This is a genomic window from Pseudomonas chlororaphis (genome assembly GCA_001023535.1).
Classification (GTDB): domain Bacteria; phylum Pseudomonadota; class Gammaproteobacteria; order Pseudomonadales; family Pseudomonadaceae; genus Aquipseudomonas; species Aquipseudomonas chlororaphis_E.
This window is the reverse complement of the sequence record CP011020.1, coordinates 5,298,368-5,318,478: the sequence shown is the minus strand read 5'-3', so window position 1 is coordinate 5,318,478 and position 20,111 is coordinate 5,298,368. Positions and strand designations below refer to the sequence as shown.

19 protein-coding genes are annotated in these 20,111 nt (G+C 62.8%); 10 read left to right on the top strand and 9 right to left on the bottom strand.

Going from position 1 to position 20,111, the window contains the following annotated elements; genetic code table 11:
* The first annotated feature begins 22 nt into the window (after positions 1 to 22).
* The 5 genes from VM99_23165 to VM99_23145 all read left to right on the top strand — a co-directional run bounded on the left by VM99_23165 (position 23) and on the right by VM99_23145 (position 6,255).
* A complete protein-coding gene (locus tag VM99_23165; GenBank protein ID AKK00829.1) occupies positions 23 to 949 on the top strand; it encodes a rhizopine-binding protein in 927 nt (308 codons plus the stop codon).
* Between the two features lie 80 nt (positions 950 to 1,029).
* Entirely contained in the window at positions 1,030 to 2,583 is a 1,554-nt protein-coding gene (locus VM99_23160; protein AKK00828.1) for a D-ribose transporter ATP-binding protein, read from the top strand.
* A 142-nt stretch (positions 2,584 to 2,725) separates the two neighbouring features.
* Positions 2,726 to 3,748 carry an ABC transporter gene (locus VM99_23155; GenBank protein AKK00827.1) on the top strand — a complete coding sequence of 341 codons (1,023 nt, stop codon included), beginning with the start codon at positions 2,726 to 2,728 and terminating at the stop codon, positions 3,746 to 3,748.
* Positions 3,749 to 4,075: 327 nt separating this feature from the next.
* Positions 4,076 to 4,480, top strand: coding sequence for a conjugal transfer protein TraR (locus tag VM99_23150; protein ID AKK00826.1), 405 nt, complete (start codon positions 4,076 to 4,078; stop codon positions 4,478 to 4,480).
* A gap of 170 nt (positions 4,481 to 4,650) precedes the next feature.
* Positions 4,651 to 6,255, top strand: a complete 1,605-nt coding sequence (locus VM99_23145; protein AKK00825.1) for a chemotaxis protein — start codon at positions 4,651 to 4,653, stop codon at positions 6,253 to 6,255.
* A 188-nt stretch (positions 6,256 to 6,443) separates the two neighbouring features.
* Here VM99_23145 and VM99_23140 read toward each other — a convergent pair whose 3' ends face one another.
* Both VM99_23140 and VM99_23135 read right to left on the bottom strand, forming a co-directional pair.
* A complete protein-coding gene (locus VM99_23140) occupies positions 6,444 to 6,680 on the bottom strand; it encodes a hypothetical protein (protein ID AKK00824.1) in 237 nt (78 codons plus the stop codon).
* A 94-nt stretch (positions 6,681 to 6,774) separates the two neighbouring features.
* Entirely contained in the window at positions 6,775 to 6,981 is a 207-nt protein-coding gene (locus tag VM99_23135; GenBank protein ID AKK01838.1) for a hypothetical protein, read from the bottom strand.
* 455 nt (positions 6,982 to 7,436) lie between these two features.
* Between VM99_23135 and VM99_23130 the strand changes: the two genes are divergently transcribed.
* The 3 genes from VM99_23130 to VM99_23120 all read left to right on the top strand — a co-directional run bounded on the left by VM99_23130 (position 7,437) and on the right by VM99_23120 (position 9,655).
* Positions 7,437 to 7,886 carry a hypothetical protein gene (locus tag VM99_23130; protein AKK00823.1) on the top strand — a complete coding sequence of 150 codons (450 nt, stop codon included), beginning with the start codon at positions 7,437 to 7,439 and terminating at the stop codon, positions 7,884 to 7,886.
* Between the two features lie 187 nt (positions 7,887 to 8,073).
* Positions 8,074 to 9,084 carry an ABC transporter substrate-binding protein gene (locus tag VM99_23125; protein ID AKK00822.1) on the top strand — a complete coding sequence of 337 codons (1,011 nt, stop codon included), beginning with the start codon at positions 8,074 to 8,076 and terminating at the stop codon, positions 9,082 to 9,084.
* Between the two features lie 133 nt (positions 9,085 to 9,217).
* Complete coding sequence (locus tag VM99_23120; protein ID AKK00821.1) at positions 9,218 to 9,655, top strand: hypothetical protein; 438 nt, start codon at positions 9,218 to 9,220, stop codon at positions 9,653 to 9,655.
* 216 nt (positions 9,656 to 9,871) lie between these two features.
* Here the strand turns inward: VM99_23120 and VM99_23115 are convergent, their stop codons facing one another.
* The 7 genes from VM99_23115 to VM99_23085 form a co-directional block, all read right to left on the bottom strand.
* Positions 9,872 to 10,225, bottom strand: a complete 354-nt coding sequence (locus VM99_23115) for a cation:proton antiporter (protein AKK00820.1) — start codon at positions 10,223 to 10,225, stop codon at positions 9,872 to 9,874.
* Entirely contained in the window at positions 10,222 to 10,500 is a 279-nt protein-coding gene (locus VM99_23110; protein AKK00819.1) for a cation:proton antiporter, read from the bottom strand. Before VM99_23110 ends, VM99_23115 begins: the two co-directional genes overlap by 4 nt.
* Positions 10,497 to 10,985, bottom strand: coding sequence for a monovalent cation/H+ antiporter subunit E (locus VM99_23105; GenBank protein AKK00818.1), 489 nt, complete (start codon positions 10,983 to 10,985; stop codon positions 10,497 to 10,499). The genes VM99_23110 and VM99_23105 overlap by 4 nt, the downstream gene beginning before the upstream one ends.
* Positions 10,982 to 12,667, bottom strand: coding sequence for a monovalent cation/H+ antiporter subunit D (locus tag VM99_23100; GenBank protein AKK00817.1), 1,686 nt, complete (start codon positions 12,665 to 12,667; stop codon positions 10,982 to 10,984). The genes VM99_23105 and VM99_23100 overlap by 4 nt, the downstream gene beginning before the upstream one ends.
* A complete protein-coding gene (locus tag VM99_23095) occupies positions 12,664 to 13,008 on the bottom strand; it encodes a monovalent cation/H+ antiporter subunit C (protein AKK00816.1) in 345 nt (114 codons plus the stop codon). Before VM99_23095 ends, VM99_23100 begins: the two co-directional genes overlap by 4 nt.
* Positions 13,008 to 15,929: a monovalent cation/H+ antiporter subunit A gene (locus tag VM99_23090; GenBank protein ID AKK00815.1), complete on the bottom strand. Its 2,922-nt coding sequence runs from the start codon at positions 15,927 to 15,929 to the stop codon at positions 13,008 to 13,010. Before VM99_23090 ends, VM99_23095 begins: the two co-directional genes overlap by 1 nt.
* Before the next feature lie 128 nt (positions 15,930 to 16,057).
* The gene (locus VM99_23085; protein ID AKK00814.1) at positions 16,058 to 17,080 is read right to left on the bottom strand and encodes a membrane protein; all 1,023 of its coding nucleotides are present in this window, start codon (positions 17,078 to 17,080) and stop codon (positions 16,058 to 16,060) included.
* Between VM99_23085 and VM99_23080 the strand changes: the two genes are divergently transcribed.
* Together VM99_23080 and VM99_23075 are read left to right on the top strand one after the other, a co-directional pair.
* Positions 17,075 to 17,638, top strand: coding sequence for a Cro/Cl family transcriptional regulator (locus tag VM99_23080; protein AKK00813.1), 564 nt, complete (start codon positions 17,075 to 17,077; stop codon positions 17,636 to 17,638). The two genes, VM99_23085 and VM99_23080, sit on opposite strands and share 6 nt — an antisense overlap.
* 19 nt (positions 17,639 to 17,657) lie before the next feature.
* Positions 17,658 to 19,106, top strand: a complete 1,449-nt coding sequence (locus tag VM99_23075; protein ID AKK00812.1) for a pyridine nucleotide-disulfide oxidoreductase — start codon at positions 17,658 to 17,660, stop codon at positions 19,104 to 19,106.
* Positions 19,107 to 20,111: the final 1,005 nt, after the last annotated feature.

Here is a 20,111-nt window from a genome sequence, read left to right as displayed (position 1 = left end):
AAAAAGTGGAGAAAGACCGTTCATGAAGACCAAGACCCGTATCGCCTCGCTGGCCCTGTCATTGATGCTCACCAGCGGCGCAGCCCTGGCGGACCTGAAGATCGGCGTCAGCATGTCCCAGTTCGATGACACCTGGCTGACCTACCTGCGTGAATCCATGGACAAGAAAGCCAAGTCCCTGCCGGACGGCGTCAGCCTGCAGTTCGAAGACGCGCGCAGTGACGTGGTCAAGCAGCTGAGCCAGGTGGAAAGCTTCATCAGCCAGAAGGTCGACGCCATCATCGTCAACCCGGTGGACACCGCCGCGACCCAGCGCATCACCAAGGCCGCCGTGGCCGCCGGCATTCCGCTGGTCTACGTCAACCGGCGCCCCGACGATCTGAAGCTGCCGGCGGGCGTGGTCACCGTCGCTTCGGATGACCTGGAGGCAGGGCGGATGCAGATGCAGTACCTGGCGGAAAAAATGGGCGGCAAGGGCAACATCGTGATCCTGCTCGGTGACCTCGCCAACAACTCCACCACCAACCGCACCAAGGGCGTCAAGGAAGTGCTGGCCAAGTACCCCGGCATCAAGATCGAGCAGGAGCAGACGGGCACCTGGCTGCGGGACAAGGGCATGACGCTGGTCAATGACTGGCTGACCCAGGGCCGCGAATTCCAGGCGGTGGTCGCCAACAACGACGAAATGGCCATTGGCGCCGCCATGGCCCTCAAGGGTGCGGGCAAGGAGAAGGGCAGCGTACTGATCGCCGGGGTCGACGGCACGCCGGACGGCCTGAACGCCGTGAAGAAAGGCGAGATGGCTGTCTCGGTGTTCCAGGACGCCAAAGGGCAGGCCGACGGCTCGATCGACACGGCGGTGAAGATGGTCAAGAAGCAGCCGGTTGAACCCGCCGTGTGGGTGCCTTATCGCCTGATCACCCCGGAAAACGTCGACCAGTTCAAGTGAGGCCTGCCGTCCCCGCGGTTCCACCACAATAATAAGCAGGCAGGGTCGCGTCATCGACCTTGCCGAGGGAGTACCTGATCATGTTCGCTTCAGCGACTGCTTCGAGCACCCCGGCGATGAGTGTCCAGCCGGGCGTAATACCTGACGAACCGTATCTGCTGGAAGTCGTCAATGTCAGCAAAGGCTTTCCCGGCGTGGTGGCCCTGTCCGATGTGCAACTGCGGGTACGTCCAGGCTCCGTGTTGGCCCTGATGGGCGAGAACGGCGCCGGCAAATCCACCCTGATGAAAATCATCGCCGGCATTTACCAGCCCGACGCGGGTGAACTGCGCCTGCGGGGCAGGCCGGTGACGTTCGACACACCCCTGGCGGCCTTGCAGGCCGGGATCGCGATGATCCACCAGGAACTCAACCTGATGCCGCACATGAGCATCGCCGAGAACATCTGGATCGGCCGCGAGCAACTCAACGGCCTGCACATGATCGACCATGGCGAGATGCATCGCTGCACCGCCCGGTTGCTGGAGCGCCTGCGTATCAACCTCGACCCCGAGGAACAAGTGGGCAACCTGAGCATCGCCGAGCGACAGATGGTCGAGATCGCCAAGGCCGTGTCCTATGACTCGGACGTTCTGATCATGGACGAGCCGACGTCGGCCATCACCGAAACGGAAGTGGCCCACCTGTTCTCGATCATTGCCGACCTCAAGGCCGAGGGTAAGGGCATCATCTACATCACCCATAAAATGAATGAAGTGTTCGCCATCGCCGATGAAGTGGCGGTGTTTCGCGACGGCGCCTACATCGGCCTGCAACGGGCCGACAGCATGGACGGCGACAGCCTGATCTCGATGATGGTCGGGCGTGAGCTGAGCCAGTTGTTCCCGGTGCGGGAAAAACCCATCGGCGAGCGTGTACTGTCGGTGCGCGACCTGAGCCTGGACGGTATTTTCAAGGGCGTGTCCTTCGACCTGCACGCCGGCGAGATCCTCGGCATCGCCGGGTTGATGGGGTCGGGCAGGACCAACGTGGCCGAGGCGATTTTCGGCATCACGCCGGCGACGGGCGGTGAAATCCTGCTGGACGACCAGCCGGTGCGCATCAGCGACCCGCACATGGCCATCGAGAAAGGCTTCGCCCTGTTGACCGAGGATCGCAAGCTCAGTGGCCTGTTCCCGTGCCTGTCGGTGCTGGAAAACATGGAGATGGCCGTGCTGCCCCATTACGTCGGCAACGGTTTCATCCAGCAGAAGGCCCTGCGCGCCCTGTGCGAAGACATGTGCAAGAAGCTGCGGGTCAAGACGCCGTCGCTGGAACAGTGCATCGACACCTTGTCCGGTGGCAACCAGCAAAAGGCGCTCTTGGCCCGCTGGCTGATGACCAACCCACGCATCCTGATTCTCGACGAACCGACCCGTGGCATCGACGTCGGCGCCAAGGCAGAGATCTACCGGCTTATCGCCTACCTGGCCAGCGAAGGCATGGCGGTGATCATGATTTCGTCCGAGCTGCCGGAAGTGCTGGGCATGAGCGACCGGGTCATGGTGATGCACGAAGGCGATCTGATGGGCACCCTCGACCGCAGCGAGGCGAGTCAGGAACGGGTCATGCAACTGGCGTCGGGCCTGTCCTGATGCAGCCCGTTCAAAACACAAAGTCGAGCGCAATTGTGGCGAGGGAGCTTGCTCCCGCTGGGCCGCGAAGCGGTCCCGTTTTCAGGGGGCTACACCCAAAAGCAATACCCCCTCGCCAAAGAACAAAAAAAGGTGAATGGCTATGAACGCAATACTGGAAAACAAACCCGCCGCCGCACCGGCCAGGACGCGCCGACGCCTGCCGACGGAACTGAGCATCTTCCTGGTGCTGATCGGCATCGGCCTGGTGTTCGAGCTGTTCGGCTGGATCATGCGTGACCAGAGCTTTTTGATGAACTCCCAGCGACTGGTGCTGATGATCCTGCAGGTGTCGATCATCGGCCTGCTGGCCATCGGTGTGACCCAGGTGATCATCACCACCGGTATCGACCTGTCGTCCGGCTCGGTGCTGGCGCTGTCGGCAATGATTGCCGCCAGCCTGGCCCAGACGTCGGACTTCGCCCGGGCGGTGTTCCCCTCGCTGACCGACCTGCCGGCGTGGATCCCGGTGGTGGCCGGGCTCGGTGTCGGGCTGTTGGCCGGGGCAATCAACGGCAGCATCATCGCCATCACCGGCATCCCGCCGTTCATTGCCACCCTCGGCATGATGGTCTCGGCCCGTGGCCTGGCGCGCTACTACACCGAAGGCCAGCCGGTGAGCATGTTGTCGGACTCCTACACGGCCATCGGCCATGGCGCGATGCCGGTGATCATTTTCCTGGTGGTGGCGGTGATCTTCCACATCGCCCTGCGTTACACCAAGTACGGCAAGTACACCTACGCCATCGGCGGCAACATGCAGGCGGCGCGCACCTCGGGCATCAACGTCAAGCGCCACCTGGTGATCGTCTACAGCATCGCCGGGCTGCTGGCAGGGTTGGCCGGGGTGGTGGCCTCGGCGCGGGCGGCGACCGGGCAGGCGGGCATGGGCATGTCCTATGAGCTGGACGCGATCGCGGCGGCAGTGATCGGTGGCACCAGCCTGGCGGGCGGAGTAGGGCGCATCACCGGGACGGTGATCGGGGCGCTGATTCTCGGGGTGATGGCCAGTGGGTTCACCTTTGTCGGTGTCGACGCCTACATCCAGGACATCATCAAGGGGCTGATCATTGTGGTGGCCGTGGTCATCGACCAGTACCGCAACAAACGCAAGCTCAAGCGTTAAACAGCCTTGTAATGCGACAAAGCGCCACGCCTGACCCGCGTGGCGTTGCCATTTGTCTTCTTAATACAGCCATTGCAGCGAATTTCTTGTTATAAACGCACTCCGATGACCGCCGAAAGCGTGTCAGAGAACATTTCTAGGGGTTGTCGGACATTTTCCCTATGTTTTCGGTTGCTGGGGCCTCCACTCGGCCTTAGACTGCCGCCCCTCGTAAATTGAGTGCCGGGTGGCGCTTGGAATAGACGGCGCCTTCCTGACGAGCGTGGCAGCTGCGCTGCGGGACGCTCCATAATTCGCCTTAATGCACGTTTTTTTATAGAGATATCAATGACAAAGGAAAAGTTGCTGGCCATGCCGGCGGATGACTACATGAACGCCGAGCAACTGGCTTTCTTCACCAAGCTGTTGCAGAACATGAAAGTCGAAACCCACGAGCGCATCGAACAGAACCGAATCGCCATTGAGAGCCTGGACACCCCGGCTGACCCGGCCGACGCTGCTTCCGTAGAAGAAGAGCGCACCTGGCTGGTCAACGCCATTGACCGTGACCAGCGCATGCTGCCGCAACTGGAGCAGGCCCTGGACCGCATCAACGATGACAGCTTCGGCTGGTGCGACGACAGCGGCGAGCCTATCGGCCTCAAGCGCCTGCTGATCAGCCCGACCACCAAGTATTGCATCGAAGCCCAGGAACGCCACGAGCAGATCGACAAGCACCAGCGCCAGGCCTGATCCCGCCTCTTGAAAGATCGCAACCGCGCACCGCAGGTTGCGATCTTCGCTCAATATCTCACCCTCCCTGCCGTTGACCTGATGCAAGAACCGCGACTAATGGACCATGGATAATGGCCCCATAGTGGCGTTTAATGCGCTCATAACAACGATAAGCGTGGGTGACGAACATGGCGACAGAAGGATCTCTGGCGGGTGCGGTGCCGGCCTCGGTACCGGTGACGAAAGGCCTGGCACGCTGGCTGACGCCGACCTTGCAGAGCCTTGCCCTGACCTTGCTGTTGTGTGGCATGACCCTGGGCGGCTGGTCGCTGTACCTGGGCCTGCCGTTGGTGATGCTCATCGTCTGGTTGCCGCGCCTGCGCTCGCGGGTGGCCACGGTCCAGGCGCCGGCGACCGACCGGCTGTCCGAGCTGACTCGCGACTTGTCCTACACCACCAGTCATAACGCGCTGTCGGCCGCCGGTGTCGCCTATTCGGTCAAGCAACTGGCCGGCAAGGTCCAGTCGCAACTCGATGCGGCGGCGCGGATCGTCAGCAACGCCGAATCGATGATTGCCACCGAACAGGCGACTTCACACCTCAGCCAGCAAGCCCTGGGCGCCGCCAGCGAGGCCCATCGCAGCAGCGTGGCCGGGCGCAGCGAGCTGGTGGAGTCCATCAGTCGCATGCACCAGCTCAGCCAGCGGGCCAACGACAGTCGCGAGTTGATCGAAGCCTTGAGCGTGCGCAGCGATGAAATCCAGCGGGTCAGCCTGGTGATCCAGTCGATTGCCAGCCAGACCAACCTGCTGGCGCTGAACGCGGCCATCGAAGCGGCACGGGCCGGTGAGCACGGCCGCGGATTTGCGGTGGTGGCTGATGAAGTCCGCGGCTTGGCCGGACGTACCGCGGCGGCGACCGGCGAGGTTGGGGTGATGGTCGCGGACATCCAGCAGCGCACGGCCCAGGTGGTGGAGCAGATCCGTCAACTGGCCGATGACCTGGACAGCGGCGTGCAGCAGGTCGAGCACACCGGCCAGCACCTGGAGAACATTGCCCGGCTCGCCGAAGGCGTGGAAACCCAGGTCGGCGCCATTGCCCAGGGCACCGACGCCAACCGCGAGCAGCTCGACAGCCTGTTCCATGCCATCGAGCAAATGCGCGGCGACCTGTCCATCAGCGACCAGCAGACCCAGCGCCTGGCCGAGGCAGCGGTGCAGATGGAAGGCCAGGCCGAATCCATCAGCGAACGCCTGGCCGAGGTGGGCCTCGATGACTATCACCAGCGCGTCTATGACCTGGCACGGGAAGGGGCGAGCCAGATTGCCGCGCAGTTCGAGGCCGATATCGACCAGGGCCGCGTCAGTCTGGATGACCTGTTCGACCGCAACTACCAGGCCATACCCAATACCCAGCCCGCCAAGTTCCAGACCCGCTTCGACCGCTACACCGACCAAGTGCTGCCGCCGATCCAGGAACCGTTGCTCGCCCGGCACGAAGGCCTGGTCTTCGCGATCGCCTGCACCCAGCAAGGCTATGTGCCGACCCACAACAAGGTGTTCAGCCAGCCGTTGACCGGCGATCCCCAGGTGGACACCCTGAACAACCGCACCAAGCGCAAGTTCTCCGACCGCACCGGCATCCGCTGCGGCAGTCACCAGCAACCGGTGCTGTTGCAGACCTACACCCGCGACACGGGCGAACTGATGCACGACCTCTCCGTACCGATCATGGTCAAGGGCCGTCATTGGGGTGGGTTGCGGTTGGGTTACAAGCCTGAGAAGGCGCGTTGACGTTCACTCTATTGAATAAACGCAAAACCCCGTGGCGAGGGGATTTATCCCCGTTGGGCTGCGAGGCAGCCCCAAAAAGGCTGGTTGCAGCCGACCTGATACGCCGCAATGTGTGACCTAGGGGCTGCTACGCAGCCCAACGGGGATAAATCCCCTCGCCACAGGGGGCTCAACCGATGGCCTCTAGGTTATTTACCGTCGTGCAAACGCACGTTCAGTTGGTCCACCAGGACCGCCTCTTCGCCGTCGGCCAGCAGCCATTCACGCAGCAGGGCTTTCTGCTGATCCGACCAGAAGTCGGCCTCCACCAGCTTGATCTCCGGTGCCAGCGGGTGGGCCACGATGAAATCGTCGATGGCTTTACCGTCCGAGGGCAGGCCGAGTTGGTCGAACAGGGTACTGAGCTCGTGGGAAGGCTGTTCCATGGGGTTCTCCTTTGGCGGGCGCCGTCATGACGCCTGGGTTGCTTCTTTCTATCAGAGACAAGCGAGCGCCAGGAGTTCGATCGACATCAGGCCTTCAAGCACTCTGTTCGAGACGCCTGGCCAGGTAGCAGGCCTCGTTATGGTCGGTGCGGAAACCTCTTACACGCCCAGTTGATATTTCTTCAATGTGAAAGAAACACTTTCCGGCCAGGACAACTCGATAACGCGGTTGAATCAACGAAATGGGCAGGTAATCGACACCGTCGAAGGTATCGGCTGTGTCGACGACACAAGGGACGATAGGGGGCCGGAGCGGGATGAAAGTAGCCATGCGAATTCCTTTTCTATGGTTTACCGACGAATTGTCGAGTGCTGCGAGTAGTCTCCACGCCTTCGGCTGCTCTAGAATCGGCAGTGTCGTGTAGACGGCTGCGCCTATCTAAAGCAATTTTTTTTGGGCTCGATGTCAGAAAAATGCTTTTCTAAGTGAGAAATTTCCCTAAAGTTAGTCGTCCCACTTTTCCGATGCTCAGCGTGGCGTTTTCCTTCAGCCTCTGACGCCCCCTCGGGAAAGACGGCGAGCGCGGCAACCTTTAGTCTGCTCTCGGCCGGGGATGGGGTGCGCCGTTCATTTCGAATTTCAAAGACAGGTCCATTGCGACACTACAGTCGGCACGGGTTCTCGTGGTCCGTCCTTTTAGCGGGCGGGCCGTTTTCAAAGATGGGGATGTTTCCTTGGCAGTAAGTAATCTGGACATGCATGCGTTGTTTGTACTCGGTGACCTGCGGGCAAAACTGGTCAAACTGTTCCAGTCGCGTTTCGTCTACATCACCGAGCAGACCCCGGAAGGGATCTATGTCGCCGAAATCGACACCGAGTCGGCCCTGGTGGTCGATGACAAGCCCAGGCTCGAACTCAAGGTCGGTGATCATTTTCGCGCGGCGGTGTTGCCCAGTCGTGAGGGCGGCAAGTTTGAAATCCGCTTTCGCGAAATCAAGTTGACGGTCTATGGCCTGGGTGACTATGCCTTCGTCACGACGCCCGCGGGCCATGCGATCCTGTTCAAGGAAGGCCATAGCGTGGTGACGGTGTTCGCCGCCAATGAACAATTGCAGGAAGGCCTGACCAAGACCCTGAAAGCCGTCACCGCCAAGGCCGCCAAATGGCGCAAGGGCGAGCTCGTGACCTTCAAGGCCAGCGAGTGATACGGCTTCACCGCTGAAAATGCCTCGAAAACCGTGTGCGCGGTGGCCATTGTGCCTGGCTCGCTTGCAGTTTCTCAGGGGGCCGCTGGAACCTCGGCTACAGTCAATTGACTGAACTATTCAGAGGCTTGCGTTCGCTGACGCAGGGCCGTTCGGTTATGTCTGTATCTGGCACGAGGTGCAAAGCATGAAACGAGTTCGACAGTGGCTGGCTGCCTGGGCCACCTTGGCTGTGTTGGGGGCGCCGTTTCCGGCGTCGGCGGCTTCGGCACCGATCCACTTCGCCGACCTGAACTGGGAAAGCGGCAGCCTGATCACCGATATCCTGCGGATCATCGTCGAAAAAGGCTACGACCTGCCGACCGACACCTTGCCGGGCACCACCATCACCCTGGAAACCGCCCTGGCCAACAACGACATCCAGGTCATCGGTGAAGAGTGGGCTGGCCGCAGTCCGGTGTGGGTCAAGGCCGAGGCCGAGGGCAAGGTGGTCGCCCTGGGCGATACGGTCAAGGGCGCGACCGAGGGTTGGTGGGTGCCCGAGTACGTCATCAAGGGCGACCCGGCCAAAGGCATCAAGCCCGTGGCGCCGGATTTGCGCAGTGTCCAGGACCTGGCGCGCTACAAGCACGTGTTCAAGGACCCGGAGAGCCCGGACAAGGGCCGTTTCCTCAACAGCCCCATCGGCTGGACGTCCGAGGTGGTCAACAAGCAGAAGCTCAAGGCCTACGGCTTGACGGACAGCTATGTGAATTTCCGCAGTGGCTCGGGGGCGGCGCTGGACGCTGAAATCACCTCGTCGATCCGCCGGGGCAAGCCGATCCTGTTTTATTACTGGTCACCCACGCCCTTGCTTGGAAAGTTCAAGCTGGTGCAGTTGCAGGAGCCGCCGTTCGATGCCGAGGCCTGGAAAACCCTCACCGATGCCGATAATCCCAATCCGAAGCCGACCCGATCCCTGGCCTCGAAACTGTCGATTGGCGTCTCCACGCCGTTCCAGCAGCAACACCCGGACATCGCCGAGTTCTTCGCCAAGGTCGATTTGCCCATCGATCCATTGAACAAGGCCCTGGCCGACATGAGCGAGAAACGCACACCGCCGCGCGAGGCCGCCGAAGCGTTCCTCAAGGCGCATCCGCAGGTCTGGCAGGCCTGGCTGCCCAAGGAGGTGGCGGACAAAGTCGCGGCCAGTCTCTAAAGAATGGCCAGCCGTTAGAACTCTTGATCCTGGGCAATGCGTCTTTCGCCGCAAACGGGCAGTCTGCGCCCGTCCGGCGAATTGCCAAATTCGAGCTAGGATGATTGTTCAACCTTTTTCAGGAGGCTGGCGAATGACGCTTTTCTTGGCTCGGTCGCTGGTCGCAGTGTTTGCGACCATCAGCTTGATTCACTTGTATTGGGCCCTGGGTGGGCGTTGGGCGGTTTTGGCGGTGGTGCCCCAGGTGCCGGCCAAGCACGGCGAAGCGCTGCGACCGGCGTTCGATCCGTCGGGCTGGTTGACGTTGCTGGTGGCCTTGGCGCTGCTGTTGATCGCGGTTCTGGTGAGCCTGCGGGGCGGGCTGTTGGCACCGCCGGTCACGCACCGGGCGCTGCAATGGCTGATCAGCGCGATCGCCTTGCTGATGTTCGCCCGCGCCATCGGCGAGTCGGAGCTGGTGGGCTTCTTCAAGGAGTTCAAGGAGTCGACGTTTGCCAGGCTTGATACCTGGATCTATTCGCCGTTGTGCGTGGTGCTCGGGGCCGGGTTGCTGGCGGTGGCGTGGGTCTGAGGACAAGGCTGTTGTGGCGAGGGAGCTTGCTCCCGTTGGAGGGCGACTGAAGGCATCACCGTGGCGAGGGGATTTATCCCCGTTGGGGCGCGAAGCGGCCCTTATAACGGCTGAACGTGGTCAATCGGATGTACACAGGTGGCAGGCTTTGGGGTTGCTCCGCAACCCAGCGGGGATAAATCCCCTCGCCACAAAGGCGTTCGCTCGAAATACCCGTTAGCCCTCACGGCGACTGCTCACCTCCGCCGGCACATCATCCCCCGCCATGCGCTTGCGAAACAGCGCCGCCCGGGCCAGCAGCAGGGTGGTCACCGGCACGGTGATCGACAGCAGGATCGGGATCAGCCAGGCGTGCAGCACCGGTCCGGACTTGAGCCCCGAAAAGTACAGGATCGAGGCCAACGCCACGCACCAGGCCCCCAGGGTGGACGCCAGGGCCGGCGGATGCATGCGCTGGAAATAATCCTTCAGCCGCACCAGGCCGATGGCGCCGGCCAGGGCGAACAGGCTGCCGAGCACCAGCAGGATCGCCACCGGGATTTCGATCCACATCGATAACTCCACGTTCATTCGATCACCTCGCCACGCAGCAGGAACTTGGCCAGGGCAAACGAGCCGACAAAGCCGAACAGGGCGATCAGCAGCGCCGCCTCGAAATAGGTGTCACTGGCGTAGCGGATGCCCAGCACCAGCATCATCAGCATCGCCACGATGTACAGGTAGTCCAGGGCCAGGACCCGGTCCTGCGCCGACGGCCCCTTGAACAGCCGCAGCAGGGTCAGCACCATCGCCAGGGAAAACAGGAACAGGCTCAGGAGAATCGCGTTGGACAGCAACGGGCTCATTCGAAAATCTCCATCAATGGGCGCTCGTAGGTGGCCTTGAAGTGCGCGATGAAGGCCGCCTCGTCGTCTAGGTCGAACACATGCAGCAGCAGGATGCTGCGGTCCAAGGCCAGTTCCGACCAGACCGTGCCTGGCACCACCGTAGTGATCATCGACAGCGCGGCCAGGCCGTTGGCATCGTTCAGGTCCAGCGGCACCTTGACGAAGCGCGAGCGCGGCGGACGGCGACCGGCGTTCAGCACGCCCCAGGCCACCGCGAGGTTGGACACCAGCACGTCACGGCCCACCAGCAGGAACAGCCGCAGCATCACCCACGGTCGGCGGATGCGGATCGGCCGCGGGCGCAACGGGCGCATCATCAGCGGGGCCAGGAAGCCCAGCGCGGCCCCCAGCAACAAGTGGCCGGGGCTCAGGGACAGGTTCATCACCAGCCACAACAACCAGAGTGCCAGGGACAGCCACGGGGCAGGGAACAGGCGCTTCATGGCTGCACCTCCAGCGTCGCGGCGCGCGCCTCGGGGCTGGGGATGGCACGGGTGGCCAGCACTGACATCACGTAATGTTCCGGGTTGTTCAGCGCCTGGGCGGCGGACTGGGTATAGCGCAGCAGCGGCTCGGCCTTGAAGGTCAGGGCGATGCCCAGGCCCAGCAGCACGATGATCGGCAGGCATTCGAAGGGCCGCAGCAACGGCGACGGTCGTTCCTGTGGCGTCCAGAAGCGTTGCACGCCCAGGCGCGAGAACGCGATCAGCGAGGCCAGCCCGGACAGGATCAGCAGTGCCAGCAGGCCCCACGCCTGGTTCGACACAGGCGTCTCGGCGCTGGCCCCCAGCCCTTGGGGATTGAGCAGCGCGCTCAGCAGGCCCAGCTTGCCGATGAAGCCGGACAGCGGCGGCATGCCGATGATCAACAGTGCACAGAAAATGAAGCTCAGGCCGAGGAACGCCATGGTCCAGGGGATCACTTGCCCGACCACGGCTTTCTGCTCGTCATCGAGGTTGATGCCCTTGGGCGGCTGCAAGGATTCCAGCGGGCGCGGCAAGCTGTCGAAATCGTCTTCCAAGGCCAGTTCATTGGCCGAGCGCGAGCGTTCGATCAGTTCGGCCAGCAGGAACAACGCGCAGAGCGCCAGGGTCGAGCTCACCAGGTAAAACAGCGCCGCGGCCACCAGGTTCGGTTGGGCGAAACCGATGGCCGCCAACAGGATCCCGGCCGAAACCAGGATGCTCAGGCTGGCCATGCGCTCCAGTCGCTGGGCCGCCAGGATGGCGATGGCCGCGCAGACGATGGTCGCCATGCCGCCGTAGATCAGCCAGTCGGCGCCGAAGTACGCCGAGGCGCCGGCCTGGCCGGAGAACAGCAGGGTCCAAAGGCGCAGGATGGTGTAGACGCCGACCTTGGTCATGATCGCGAACAGCGCGGCCACCGGCGCACTGGCCGCGCTGTAGGCCGGCACCAGCCAGAAGTTCAGCGGCCACATGCCGGCCTTGGCCAGGAACGCCACCGCGAGGATGCCGGCCCCGGCGTGCAGCAGGCCGCGGTCGGCTTCCGGCACCAAAGGCACCTTCAACGCCAGGTCGGCCATGTTCAGGGTGCCGGTGACACCGTAGATCAGCGCCGCGCCGATCAGGAACAGCGACGACGCCAGCAGGTTGATGGAGATGTAATGCAGGCCCGACGACACCCGCGCCCGTCCCGAGCCGTGGAGCATCAAGCCGTAGGACGCCGCCAGCAGCACTTCGAAGAACACGAACAGGTTGAACAGGTCGGCTGTGAGGAAGGCACCGTAGAGGCCCATCAGCTGAATCTGGAAAAGCGCGTGGAAACTGGCGCCGGCGCGGTCCCAACGCGCCGTGGCGAACAGCAGGGCACTGACGCCGATGATCCCGGTCAGCACCAGCATCAGCGCCGACAGGCGATCGACCACCAGGACGATGCCGAACGGTGCCTGCCAGTTGCCGGGCAGGTACACGCCAATGGAGGCGGGCAGGTCCTGGCCCTGGGTCCAGGCCAGCAACAACACGGCGATGCCCAGGCCGAGCAGGCTGGAAAACAGGTTGATCCGCGCCTTCAGCGGTCGGTGTTTCTCGCCGAGCATCAGCATCAACGCGGCCGTCAGCAGCGGCAACAGGATCGGGGCGGCGATCAGATGGGGCGTCAACGTCATTCCCGGGGCTCCCGGCCGTCCACATGGTCGGTGCCGGTCAGGCCCCGGGACGCCAGCAGCACCACCAGGAACAGCGCGGTCATGGCGAAGCTGATCACGATGGCGGTCAGCACCAGGGCCTGGGGCAGCGGGTCGGTGTAGTGCAACAGGTCCTGGGGGACGCCATCCTTGATGATCGGCTCCTTGCCGATGAACAGGCTGCCCATGCTGAAAATGAACAGGTTGACGCCATAGGACAGCAGGCACAGGCCCATGACCACCTGGAAGGTCCGGGGGCGCAGTACCAGCCAGACGCCGGAGGCGGCGAGCACGCCGATTGCGATTGCGATGACTTCTTCCATCAGGCAGTGGCTCCTTTGAGAGGGGCGGCTTTGGCCTGCAGGCCCGGTTTGTGCGCGCGCACCGATTGGTGGGCCAGGGCGGTGAGGATCAACAGGGTCGAGCCGACCACCACGGCGTATACGCCAATGTCGAAGAACAGGGCGCTGGCCAGGTGAATGTCACCCAGCAGCGGCAGGTTGAAGTGCCAGGTGTGCGTGGTCAGGAACGGGTAGCCGACGGCCATCGCCCCCAGGCCCGTGACGGTGGCGAACAGCAAGCCGGTGCCCATCCAGCGCAACGGCCGCAGGCTCATCTGGGCCTCGACCCACTGGGTGCCGGCCACCATGTACTGGAGAATGAACGCCACCGACATCACCAATCCGGCGACGAAACCGCCGCCCGGTTGGTTGTGGCCACGCATGAACAGATAGAACGAAACCACCAGGGCAATCGGCAGCAGCAGGCGCACCAGCACCGACGGCACCATCATGAAGCCCAATGCGGTGTCGCTGGCCTGGCGCGGGTTGACCAGGTCGGTGACCACGTCCGGCGCCAGCAGGCGTTGTTGCGCCGGCAACTGCATGCTTTCCTTCGGCGGGCGGAAACGTCGCAGCAAGGCGAACACCGCCAGCGCCACCGCCACCAGCACGGTGATTTCCCCCAGGGTGTCGAAGCCGCGGAAGTCCACCAGCATCACGTTCACCACGTTGCTGCCGCCGCCTTCGGGCAGGGCCCGGCTCAGGTAGAACGAGGAAATGTCGTTGGGCGTCTGGCGCGTCAGCATCGCGTAGGACAGCAACGCCATGCCGCCGCCCACCGCGATGGACAGCAACAAGTCCCGCAGGCGGCGAATGCGTGCGCGGCGTTCACTGTTGGGCAACGGCGAGGCGTCTTCGATCCGTCGCGGCAGCCAGCGCAGCCCGAGCAGGATCAACACCGTGGTCACCACTTCCACCACCAGTTGGGTCAGGGCCAGGTCGGGGGCGGAGAACCAGACGAAGGTCACGCAGGTCATCAGCCCGCAGACACTGACCATGGTCAGGGCCGCCAGCCGGTGGTACTTGGCTTGCCAGGCCGCGCCCACGGCACAGGCGATCGCCAGCACCCACAGGGTGACGAACACGATGGAGCCGGGGATCTTCGGCCGATCGCCCCAGACCAGCGAGCTGTGCAGCATCGGGATCAGCCCCGCCAGCAGCGCGGCCAGGACCAGCCAGAACAATTGGGCTTGCAGGCGACGGGTGCTGATCCGCCGCTCCAGGCGCCGGCCCTGGCGCATCATCAACACCAGGCAGCGCTCGAACAGGCGCTTGCCGCTGAGCCGGCCAATGAATGGCGGGTGCTTGATGTGCCCCAGCCTGAACTGATTGCGCAGCAGCAGGTACAGCACGATGCCGCCGGACATTGCCACCAGGCTCATGATCATCGGCGCATTGAGGCCGTGCCAGATCGCCAGGCTGTACTCGGGCAGCGTGCCGCCCACCACGGGCAATGCCGCCGCCGCCAACAGGGAACCGACCACCTGGGCCGGGAAAATCCCCACCAGCAGGCAGGTGAACACCAGCAGTTCCACCGGTGCGCGCATCCAGCGCGGCGGCTCGTGGGGGGTGTGGGGAAGGTCGGTGGCGGCGGGGCCGAAGAACACGTCCACGGTGAAACGCAGAGAATAGGCGACGCTGAAAGTCCCGGCGATGGTGGCGATGATCGGCAGCGCCAGTTCGACCCAGGCCGTGGCGGAAATGAACACCGTCTCGGCGAAGAACATTTCCTTGGACAGAAAGCCGTTGAGCAACGGGACCCCGGCCATTGCCGCGCTGGCGACCATGGCCAGCGTCGCGGTGAACGGGATCAACCGGACCAGGCCGCTGAGCTTGCGGATGTCGCGGGTGCCGCTTTCGTGGTCGATGATCCCGGCCGCCATGAACAGCGAGGCCTTGAACGTGGCGTGGTTGAGGATATGGAACACCGCCGCCACGGCCGCCAGCGGGCTGTTGAGGCCCAACAGCAGGGTGATCAGCCCGAGGTGGCTGATGGTGGAGTAGGCCAGCAGGCCCTTGAGGTCATTCTGGAACATCGCGCAATAGGCGCCCAGCAGCAACGTACAGGCACCGGCGCCGCCGACGATGTAGAACCATTCTTCACTGCCCGACAGCGACGGCCACAGGCGCGCCAGCAGAAACACCCCGGCCTTGACCATGGTGGCCGAGTGCAGATACGCCGACACCGGCGTGGGCGCGGCCATGGCGTGGGGAAGCCAGAAATGGAAGGGGAATTGTGCGCTTTTGCTCAAGGCGCCGATCAGGATCAGCGCCAGCAGGATGGGGTAGAGGGCATGGGCCCGAATCAGTTCGCCGGCGGCCAGGACCTTGTCCAGGTCATAGCTGCCGACGACATGGCCGAGTAGCATCACCCCGGCCAACAGACAGAGGCCGCCGGCCCCGGTCACCATCAAGGCCATGTAGGCGCCACGGCGGGCATCGGCGCGATGGTGCCAGTAGCCGATCAGCAGGAAGGAAAAGAGGCTGGTCAGTTCCCAGAAAAACACCATCTGGATCAGGTTGCCAGAGATCACCAGGCCGAGCATGGCGCCCATGAACGCCAGGAAAAAAGCGAAGAAGCGCGGCACCGGATCGTCCGGCGACATGTAGTAGCGCGCGTACAACGACACCAGCGTACCGATGCCCAGCACCAACAATGAAAACAGCCAGGCGAAGCCGTCCAGGCGCAGGACGAAGTCCAGGCCCAGGCTCGGCAGCCAGGAATAGGTCTCGCGGATCACACCGCCGTCGGCGATCTGCGGGTACAACAAGGCTACCTGCACGGTGCCGACGAGGGCCACGAGGCCTGCCAGCAGCGATTCAGCGTTACGGGCGTTATGCGGCAGCAGTGCCGCGACACAGCTGCCGATGAAGGGCAAAAGCAATAGAACTATCAGTGACATAGGCTTCTATTCGGCGGTAGGTTCTCAAGGATCATACGTGCCCTGACCCGGATCACCAACCGCGAGGGTGTCGCAGAATCCTACAAGATAGGTGGAGTTTTCCGACTTTGCCGGTTCAGAGGGCTGTCTCAGCCCTCGCGCTCCAGAACTTCATCCGCCTCGATCACGCCTTTGCCTCGGGTTTTCAACTCACTGACAATCACCGCCGCCACGATCAGGGCCGCGCCGAACAAGGCAATCGCCGGCAACCGCTCGCCCGCCAGGCGCCCGGCGATACCGGCCCAGACCGGCTCGCCGGCGTAGATCAGCGTGGCGCGGGTCGGCGAGACACTTTTCTGCGCCCAGTTCATCGCCACCTGGATCGCTGCGCTCGCTGCCCCCAGGCCGACGGCGCTGAACAGCAGCAGCCAGGAAAATTCCGGAAGCCTTTCCTGGGTGGGCACCACCATCAGGAACGCCAGCGCCGCCGTGCTTGCCAGTTGCACCACGGTCACCCGGCGCACATCGACCTGGCCGGCGTAGGCGCTGATCAGGATGATCTCGGCGGCAATCGCGATGGCGCTGATCAGCGTGGCGATTTCACCGGCGCTGAAATTCAACGAGGCCCCGGCCGGGCCCGATACCAGCATCAGCCCGGTGAACGCCAGCATGATGCCGATGCTGGGCATCAAGCCTGGCCGGCGGCCCAGCACCAGCCACTGCAACAGCGGTACGAAAGGCACGTAGAGCGCGGTGATGAACGCCGACTGGCTGCTGGGGATCGTCTGCAAGCCAACGGTTTGCAAGCCATAGCCGAGCATGATCGCCACACCGATGAAACCTCCGGCCTTGAGTTCGAACAGGGTCAGGTTTCGCAGGTGACGCCACGAGAACAGCGCCACGAATGCCGCCGCCGCGGCGAAGCGCAAGCCGACGAAAAACATCGGCCCGCTGACTGTCATGGCGTGCTGCACCAGCAGGAATGTCCCGCCCCAGATCATGGTGATCAGCACCAGCACGCATTCGGCCTTGTTGAATCGAGAGAAACGAGGGGAAGCTTGAGGGGAGTTCACCGATGCCATGACCTTGCACGCCACATGAGGCAGACGCACAATGCGTCCGAAGTTGGGCAGTATAATGCGCAGCCCCAGCATGTGAGCAATATAGTGCACAAAGAATCCGGCCAGCGGGCGTCCGTCCTGCAACACGTCAGCCAGAATGTCCGCCGCCTGCGGCATGCCGCGCAGCTCAGCCAGAGTGCATTGGCGGAGCGGTCCGGGGTCAGCCGGCGAATGCTGGTGGCGATCGAAGCCGGCGAGAAGAATGTCAGCCTGACCACCCTGGACCGCGTCGCCGAAGCCCTCGACGTGGCCTTCAGCGACCTGATCCAGGCCCCCGATGCCCGTGACCCCAGCCGCATCAATGAACTGGCCTGGGCCGGTACTTTCCCCGGCAGCAAGGCGGTGTTGCTGGCCAAGGCCACTGCCAGCCGCGAGGTCGAACTCTGGGAATGGCGCCTGGAGCCCGGAGAGCATTATCCTTCTGAACCCGACGCCGACGGTTGGAGCGAGCAGCTCTATGTGTTCGAGGGTTGCCTGACGCTGCTGCTGGGCGACGAAGCGCGGCAGATCGGTGCCGGTGAGTTTTTCATGTTCGCCAGCAACCAGCCCCACGCCTATCGCAATGAGGGGCCGGTGGCGGTGCGATTTGTACGCAACGTGGTGATTTGAAGCCTGGGGGGAGAGCGGTATGCAGACAGCGCCGGAGCAACAGGCGAAGGACATTGCCCGTGAAGCCGATGTGATCATTGTCGGCGGCGGCCTGAGCGGTGCCTTGCTGGCGGCGCAATTGCTGCGCCTGCCGGGCCGCCGTGAGGTCCTGGTGGTCGAGCCACGCAGCGAGCTGGGCCGAGGCGAGGCCTATAGCGCCGTGGAACTGGGGCATACCCTGAACGGTAACGCAGCGCGGATGAGCGTCGATCCCGACAACGCCGATGACCTGACCCAATGGCTCACCGCGTTCATCGAGGCCGGTGGCTGGCCCGAGTCGGATCAGCAGCACGTGCCGATCAGCGAACTGTTTCCACCGCGGGGAATCTTTGGCCTGTACGTGCAACAACGCCTGGACGAGGCCCGGGCGGTCGGCGCTCAGCACGGCTCCGTGGCCGAGCACGTGCGCGGGGAGGTGGTGGATCTGCAGCTTGTCGAGGGTGCGGTGTTGCTGACGCTGAATGACGGCCAGGTCCTGCGCGGGCGTTTCGCCGTGCTGGCCACCGGCATGTTCCCTGCGGCGCGAACGCCGCAGACCGAATCCAGCGGCTTGAACGCCGCAGCCCTGGACCCTTGGGACGTGGCCGCGATGCGCCAGCTCGATCCCCAGGCCACGGTGCTGATCATCGGCTCGGGGCTGACCATGGTCGATGCGGTGGTGTCGTTGGAACAGGCCGGGCACCGTGGGCCCATCGAAGTGTTTTCCCGCCATGGGCTGTTGCCGCATGTGCGCCGCCAACCGCCGGCGTGGGCGGACTTTCTTGCCGAAGACCACAGCCTGCGTTCGCCGCGCCAACTGATGCGCGCGTTGCGTCACCAGTGCCGCCAGGCCCAGGCCCAAGGCATCGATTGGCAGGCGCCGCTGGACACGGTACGCGCCCATATCGGGCGCTTGTGGAGCCAGGCCAGCGATGTACAGCGCCGACAGTTCGTGCGGCATATTCGTCCCTGGTGGGAGAGCCATCACCATCGTTCGCCGCCGTTGAGTGCGCAACTGGTGGCGCGTCTGCACGGGGAAGGGCGGTTGCGGATTCAGGCGGCGTCGTTCAAGGGGCTGGTCGAGTCGGCCGAGGGCACCGTCGCAATTCGCCTCCGTCGGCGCGGCGAAGCCGAGACAACCGTGGTGCAGGGCGCTGCGTTGATCAACTCCAGTGGCATCGAATACGACTGGCGCCGGGTGGCCCGGCCATTGCCGCAGCAACTGCTGGCCCGTGGCCTGATCCAGCCCGGCCCACTGGCCCTGGGCATCGCCGCAAGGCCCGACGGTGCGGTGCTCGACGCCCGGGGTGAGCCCGCCGACCGGCTGTTCGCCATGGGTCCGCCACTGCGGGGGATGTGGTGGGAAAGTACCGCCGTGACTGATGTGGCGAGTCAGGCGAAGGTGTTGGCAGGGCGATTGGTTGGGCTGCGAACCTTGACTTCAGATTAAATGCGTCCCTCCGTGGTGGGGGACGCAAATCGTTTCACCCGTGGCACAGCCTAGGCTATGTACGAAATAGCTTGAAACTTGGTTATGCGGCGTTAAAAACCGGCTCGGAATGCTCATTGACAACCAGTCAACTGCGCTTCCTCGCCGGTTTTTGCCTTGCCTAACCTGCGTTTCAAACTATTTCGTACACAGCCTAGGCGGCTTTACGTCCGAAAGCCCGCTGTAGAAAACCGCGTTTCACGCCAAAGCTCAACACTTCGCGATCAATCCCTCGCTGTACCGCCGCTTGCGCGTCTCTGATTCTTCCCAGAAAAGCGTTAGTCTCACCTTTTGACAAAGTTGAGTATTTTTCAGTAATCAAGCTTTTCCATTCCTTAATGCTGACGCTATTGAATTTCTCCCAACGCTCTGCGTCGAAAATATTTGCCAAATTGATAGTTTGCAGGTTGAAAACCGGGTTTTTTTGCTCGGAAAATGCAGCCTCATGATCGATCAAATAAACATTTTGATGAGCGTCCCATAACTGATTGCCCGAATTATCATCAAACTCATTGATCAGGAAATAGAAAAGCTTGGCGGACTCAGGCAGCGCTTTTTGTTCCTGAGTATTTGTTTTTATATTGATGACTCGTTGTTGAATCATCGATTTGGCTTTGTACTGGGTGGGTGGTACAAAATGAAAGCCCAGTCGTTCACTGACCTCATAAGCAAACGCCTCGCTTTGGGATTCTTTCGGCGATTGCATTTTCTTGATGAGAAACTGTATTCCTTCCACGTCCGAATCAGCCTGATAAATGCTATTGCTGCTCCTTGACTGAAACACGGTCGTAGACGTCATATCAACCGAGGGTATAAGAGAGTGTACCCATGCATTGATTACCGCAGCATCAGGAGCAGACTCGGCGCGTGCTCTTGAAAGAGCCTCGGGGTATCGGGCTTCGTTGACGAGCCCTCGAACTGCATCCGAAGCGAGCAAGGCGGCTGGAAATTTCACGCCGCCTTGCT

What these genes read in the sequence shown, in the direction of transcription:
- VM99_23165 (AKK00829.1), top strand. Translation starts at nt 23, where the DNA reads ATGAAGACCAAGACCCGTATCGCCTCGCTGGCCCTGTCATTGATGCTC.
- VM99_23160 (AKK00828.1), top strand. Translation starts at nt 1,030, where the DNA reads ATGTTCGCTTCAGCGACTGCTTCGAGCACCCCGGCGATGAGTGTCCAG.
- VM99_23155 (AKK00827.1), top strand. Translation starts at nt 2,726, where the DNA reads ATGAACGCAATACTGGAAAACAAACCCGCCGCCGCACCGGCCAGGACG.
- VM99_23150 (AKK00826.1), top strand. Translation starts at nt 4,076, where the DNA reads ATGACAAAGGAAAAGTTGCTGGCCATGCCGGCGGATGACTACATGAAC.
- VM99_23145 (AKK00825.1), top strand. Translation starts at nt 4,651, where the DNA reads ATGGCGACAGAAGGATCTCTGGCGGGTGCGGTGCCGGCCTCGGTACCG.
- VM99_23140 (AKK00824.1), bottom strand. Translation starts at nt 6,680, where the DNA reads ATGGAACAGCCTTCCCACGAGCTCAGTACCCTGTTCGACCAACTCGGC.
- VM99_23130 (AKK00823.1), top strand. Translation starts at nt 7,437, where the DNA reads ATGCATGCGTTGTTTGTACTCGGTGACCTGCGGGCAAAACTGGTCAAA.
- VM99_23125 (AKK00822.1), top strand. Translation starts at nt 8,074, where the DNA reads ATGAAACGAGTTCGACAGTGGCTGGCTGCCTGGGCCACCTTGGCTGTG.
- VM99_23120 (AKK00821.1), top strand. Translation starts at nt 9,218, where the DNA reads ATGACGCTTTTCTTGGCTCGGTCGCTGGTCGCAGTGTTTGCGACCATC.
- VM99_23115 (AKK00820.1), bottom strand. Translation starts at nt 10,225, where the DNA reads ATGAACGTGGAGTTATCGATGTGGATCGAAATCCCGGTGGCGATCCTG.
- VM99_23110 (AKK00819.1), bottom strand. Translation starts at nt 10,500, where the DNA reads ATGAGCCCGTTGCTGTCCAACGCGATTCTCCTGAGCCTGTTCCTGTTT.
- VM99_23105 (AKK00818.1), bottom strand. Translation starts at nt 10,985, where the DNA reads ATGAAGCGCCTGTTCCCTGCCCCGTGGCTGTCCCTGGCACTCTGGTTG.
- VM99_23100 (AKK00817.1), bottom strand. Translation starts at nt 12,667, where the DNA reads ATGACGTTGACGCCCCATCTGATCGCCGCCCCGATCCTGTTGCCGCTG.
- VM99_23095 (AKK00816.1), bottom strand. Translation starts at nt 13,008, where the DNA reads ATGGAAGAAGTCATCGCAATCGCAATCGGCGTGCTCGCCGCCTCCGGC.
- VM99_23090 (AKK00815.1), bottom strand. Translation starts at nt 15,929, where the DNA reads ATGTCACTGATAGTTCTATTGCTTTTGCCCTTCATCGGCAGCTGTGTC.
- VM99_23075 (AKK00812.1), top strand. Translation starts at nt 17,658, where the DNA reads ATGCAGACAGCGCCGGAGCAACAGGCGAAGGACATTGCCCGTGAAGCC.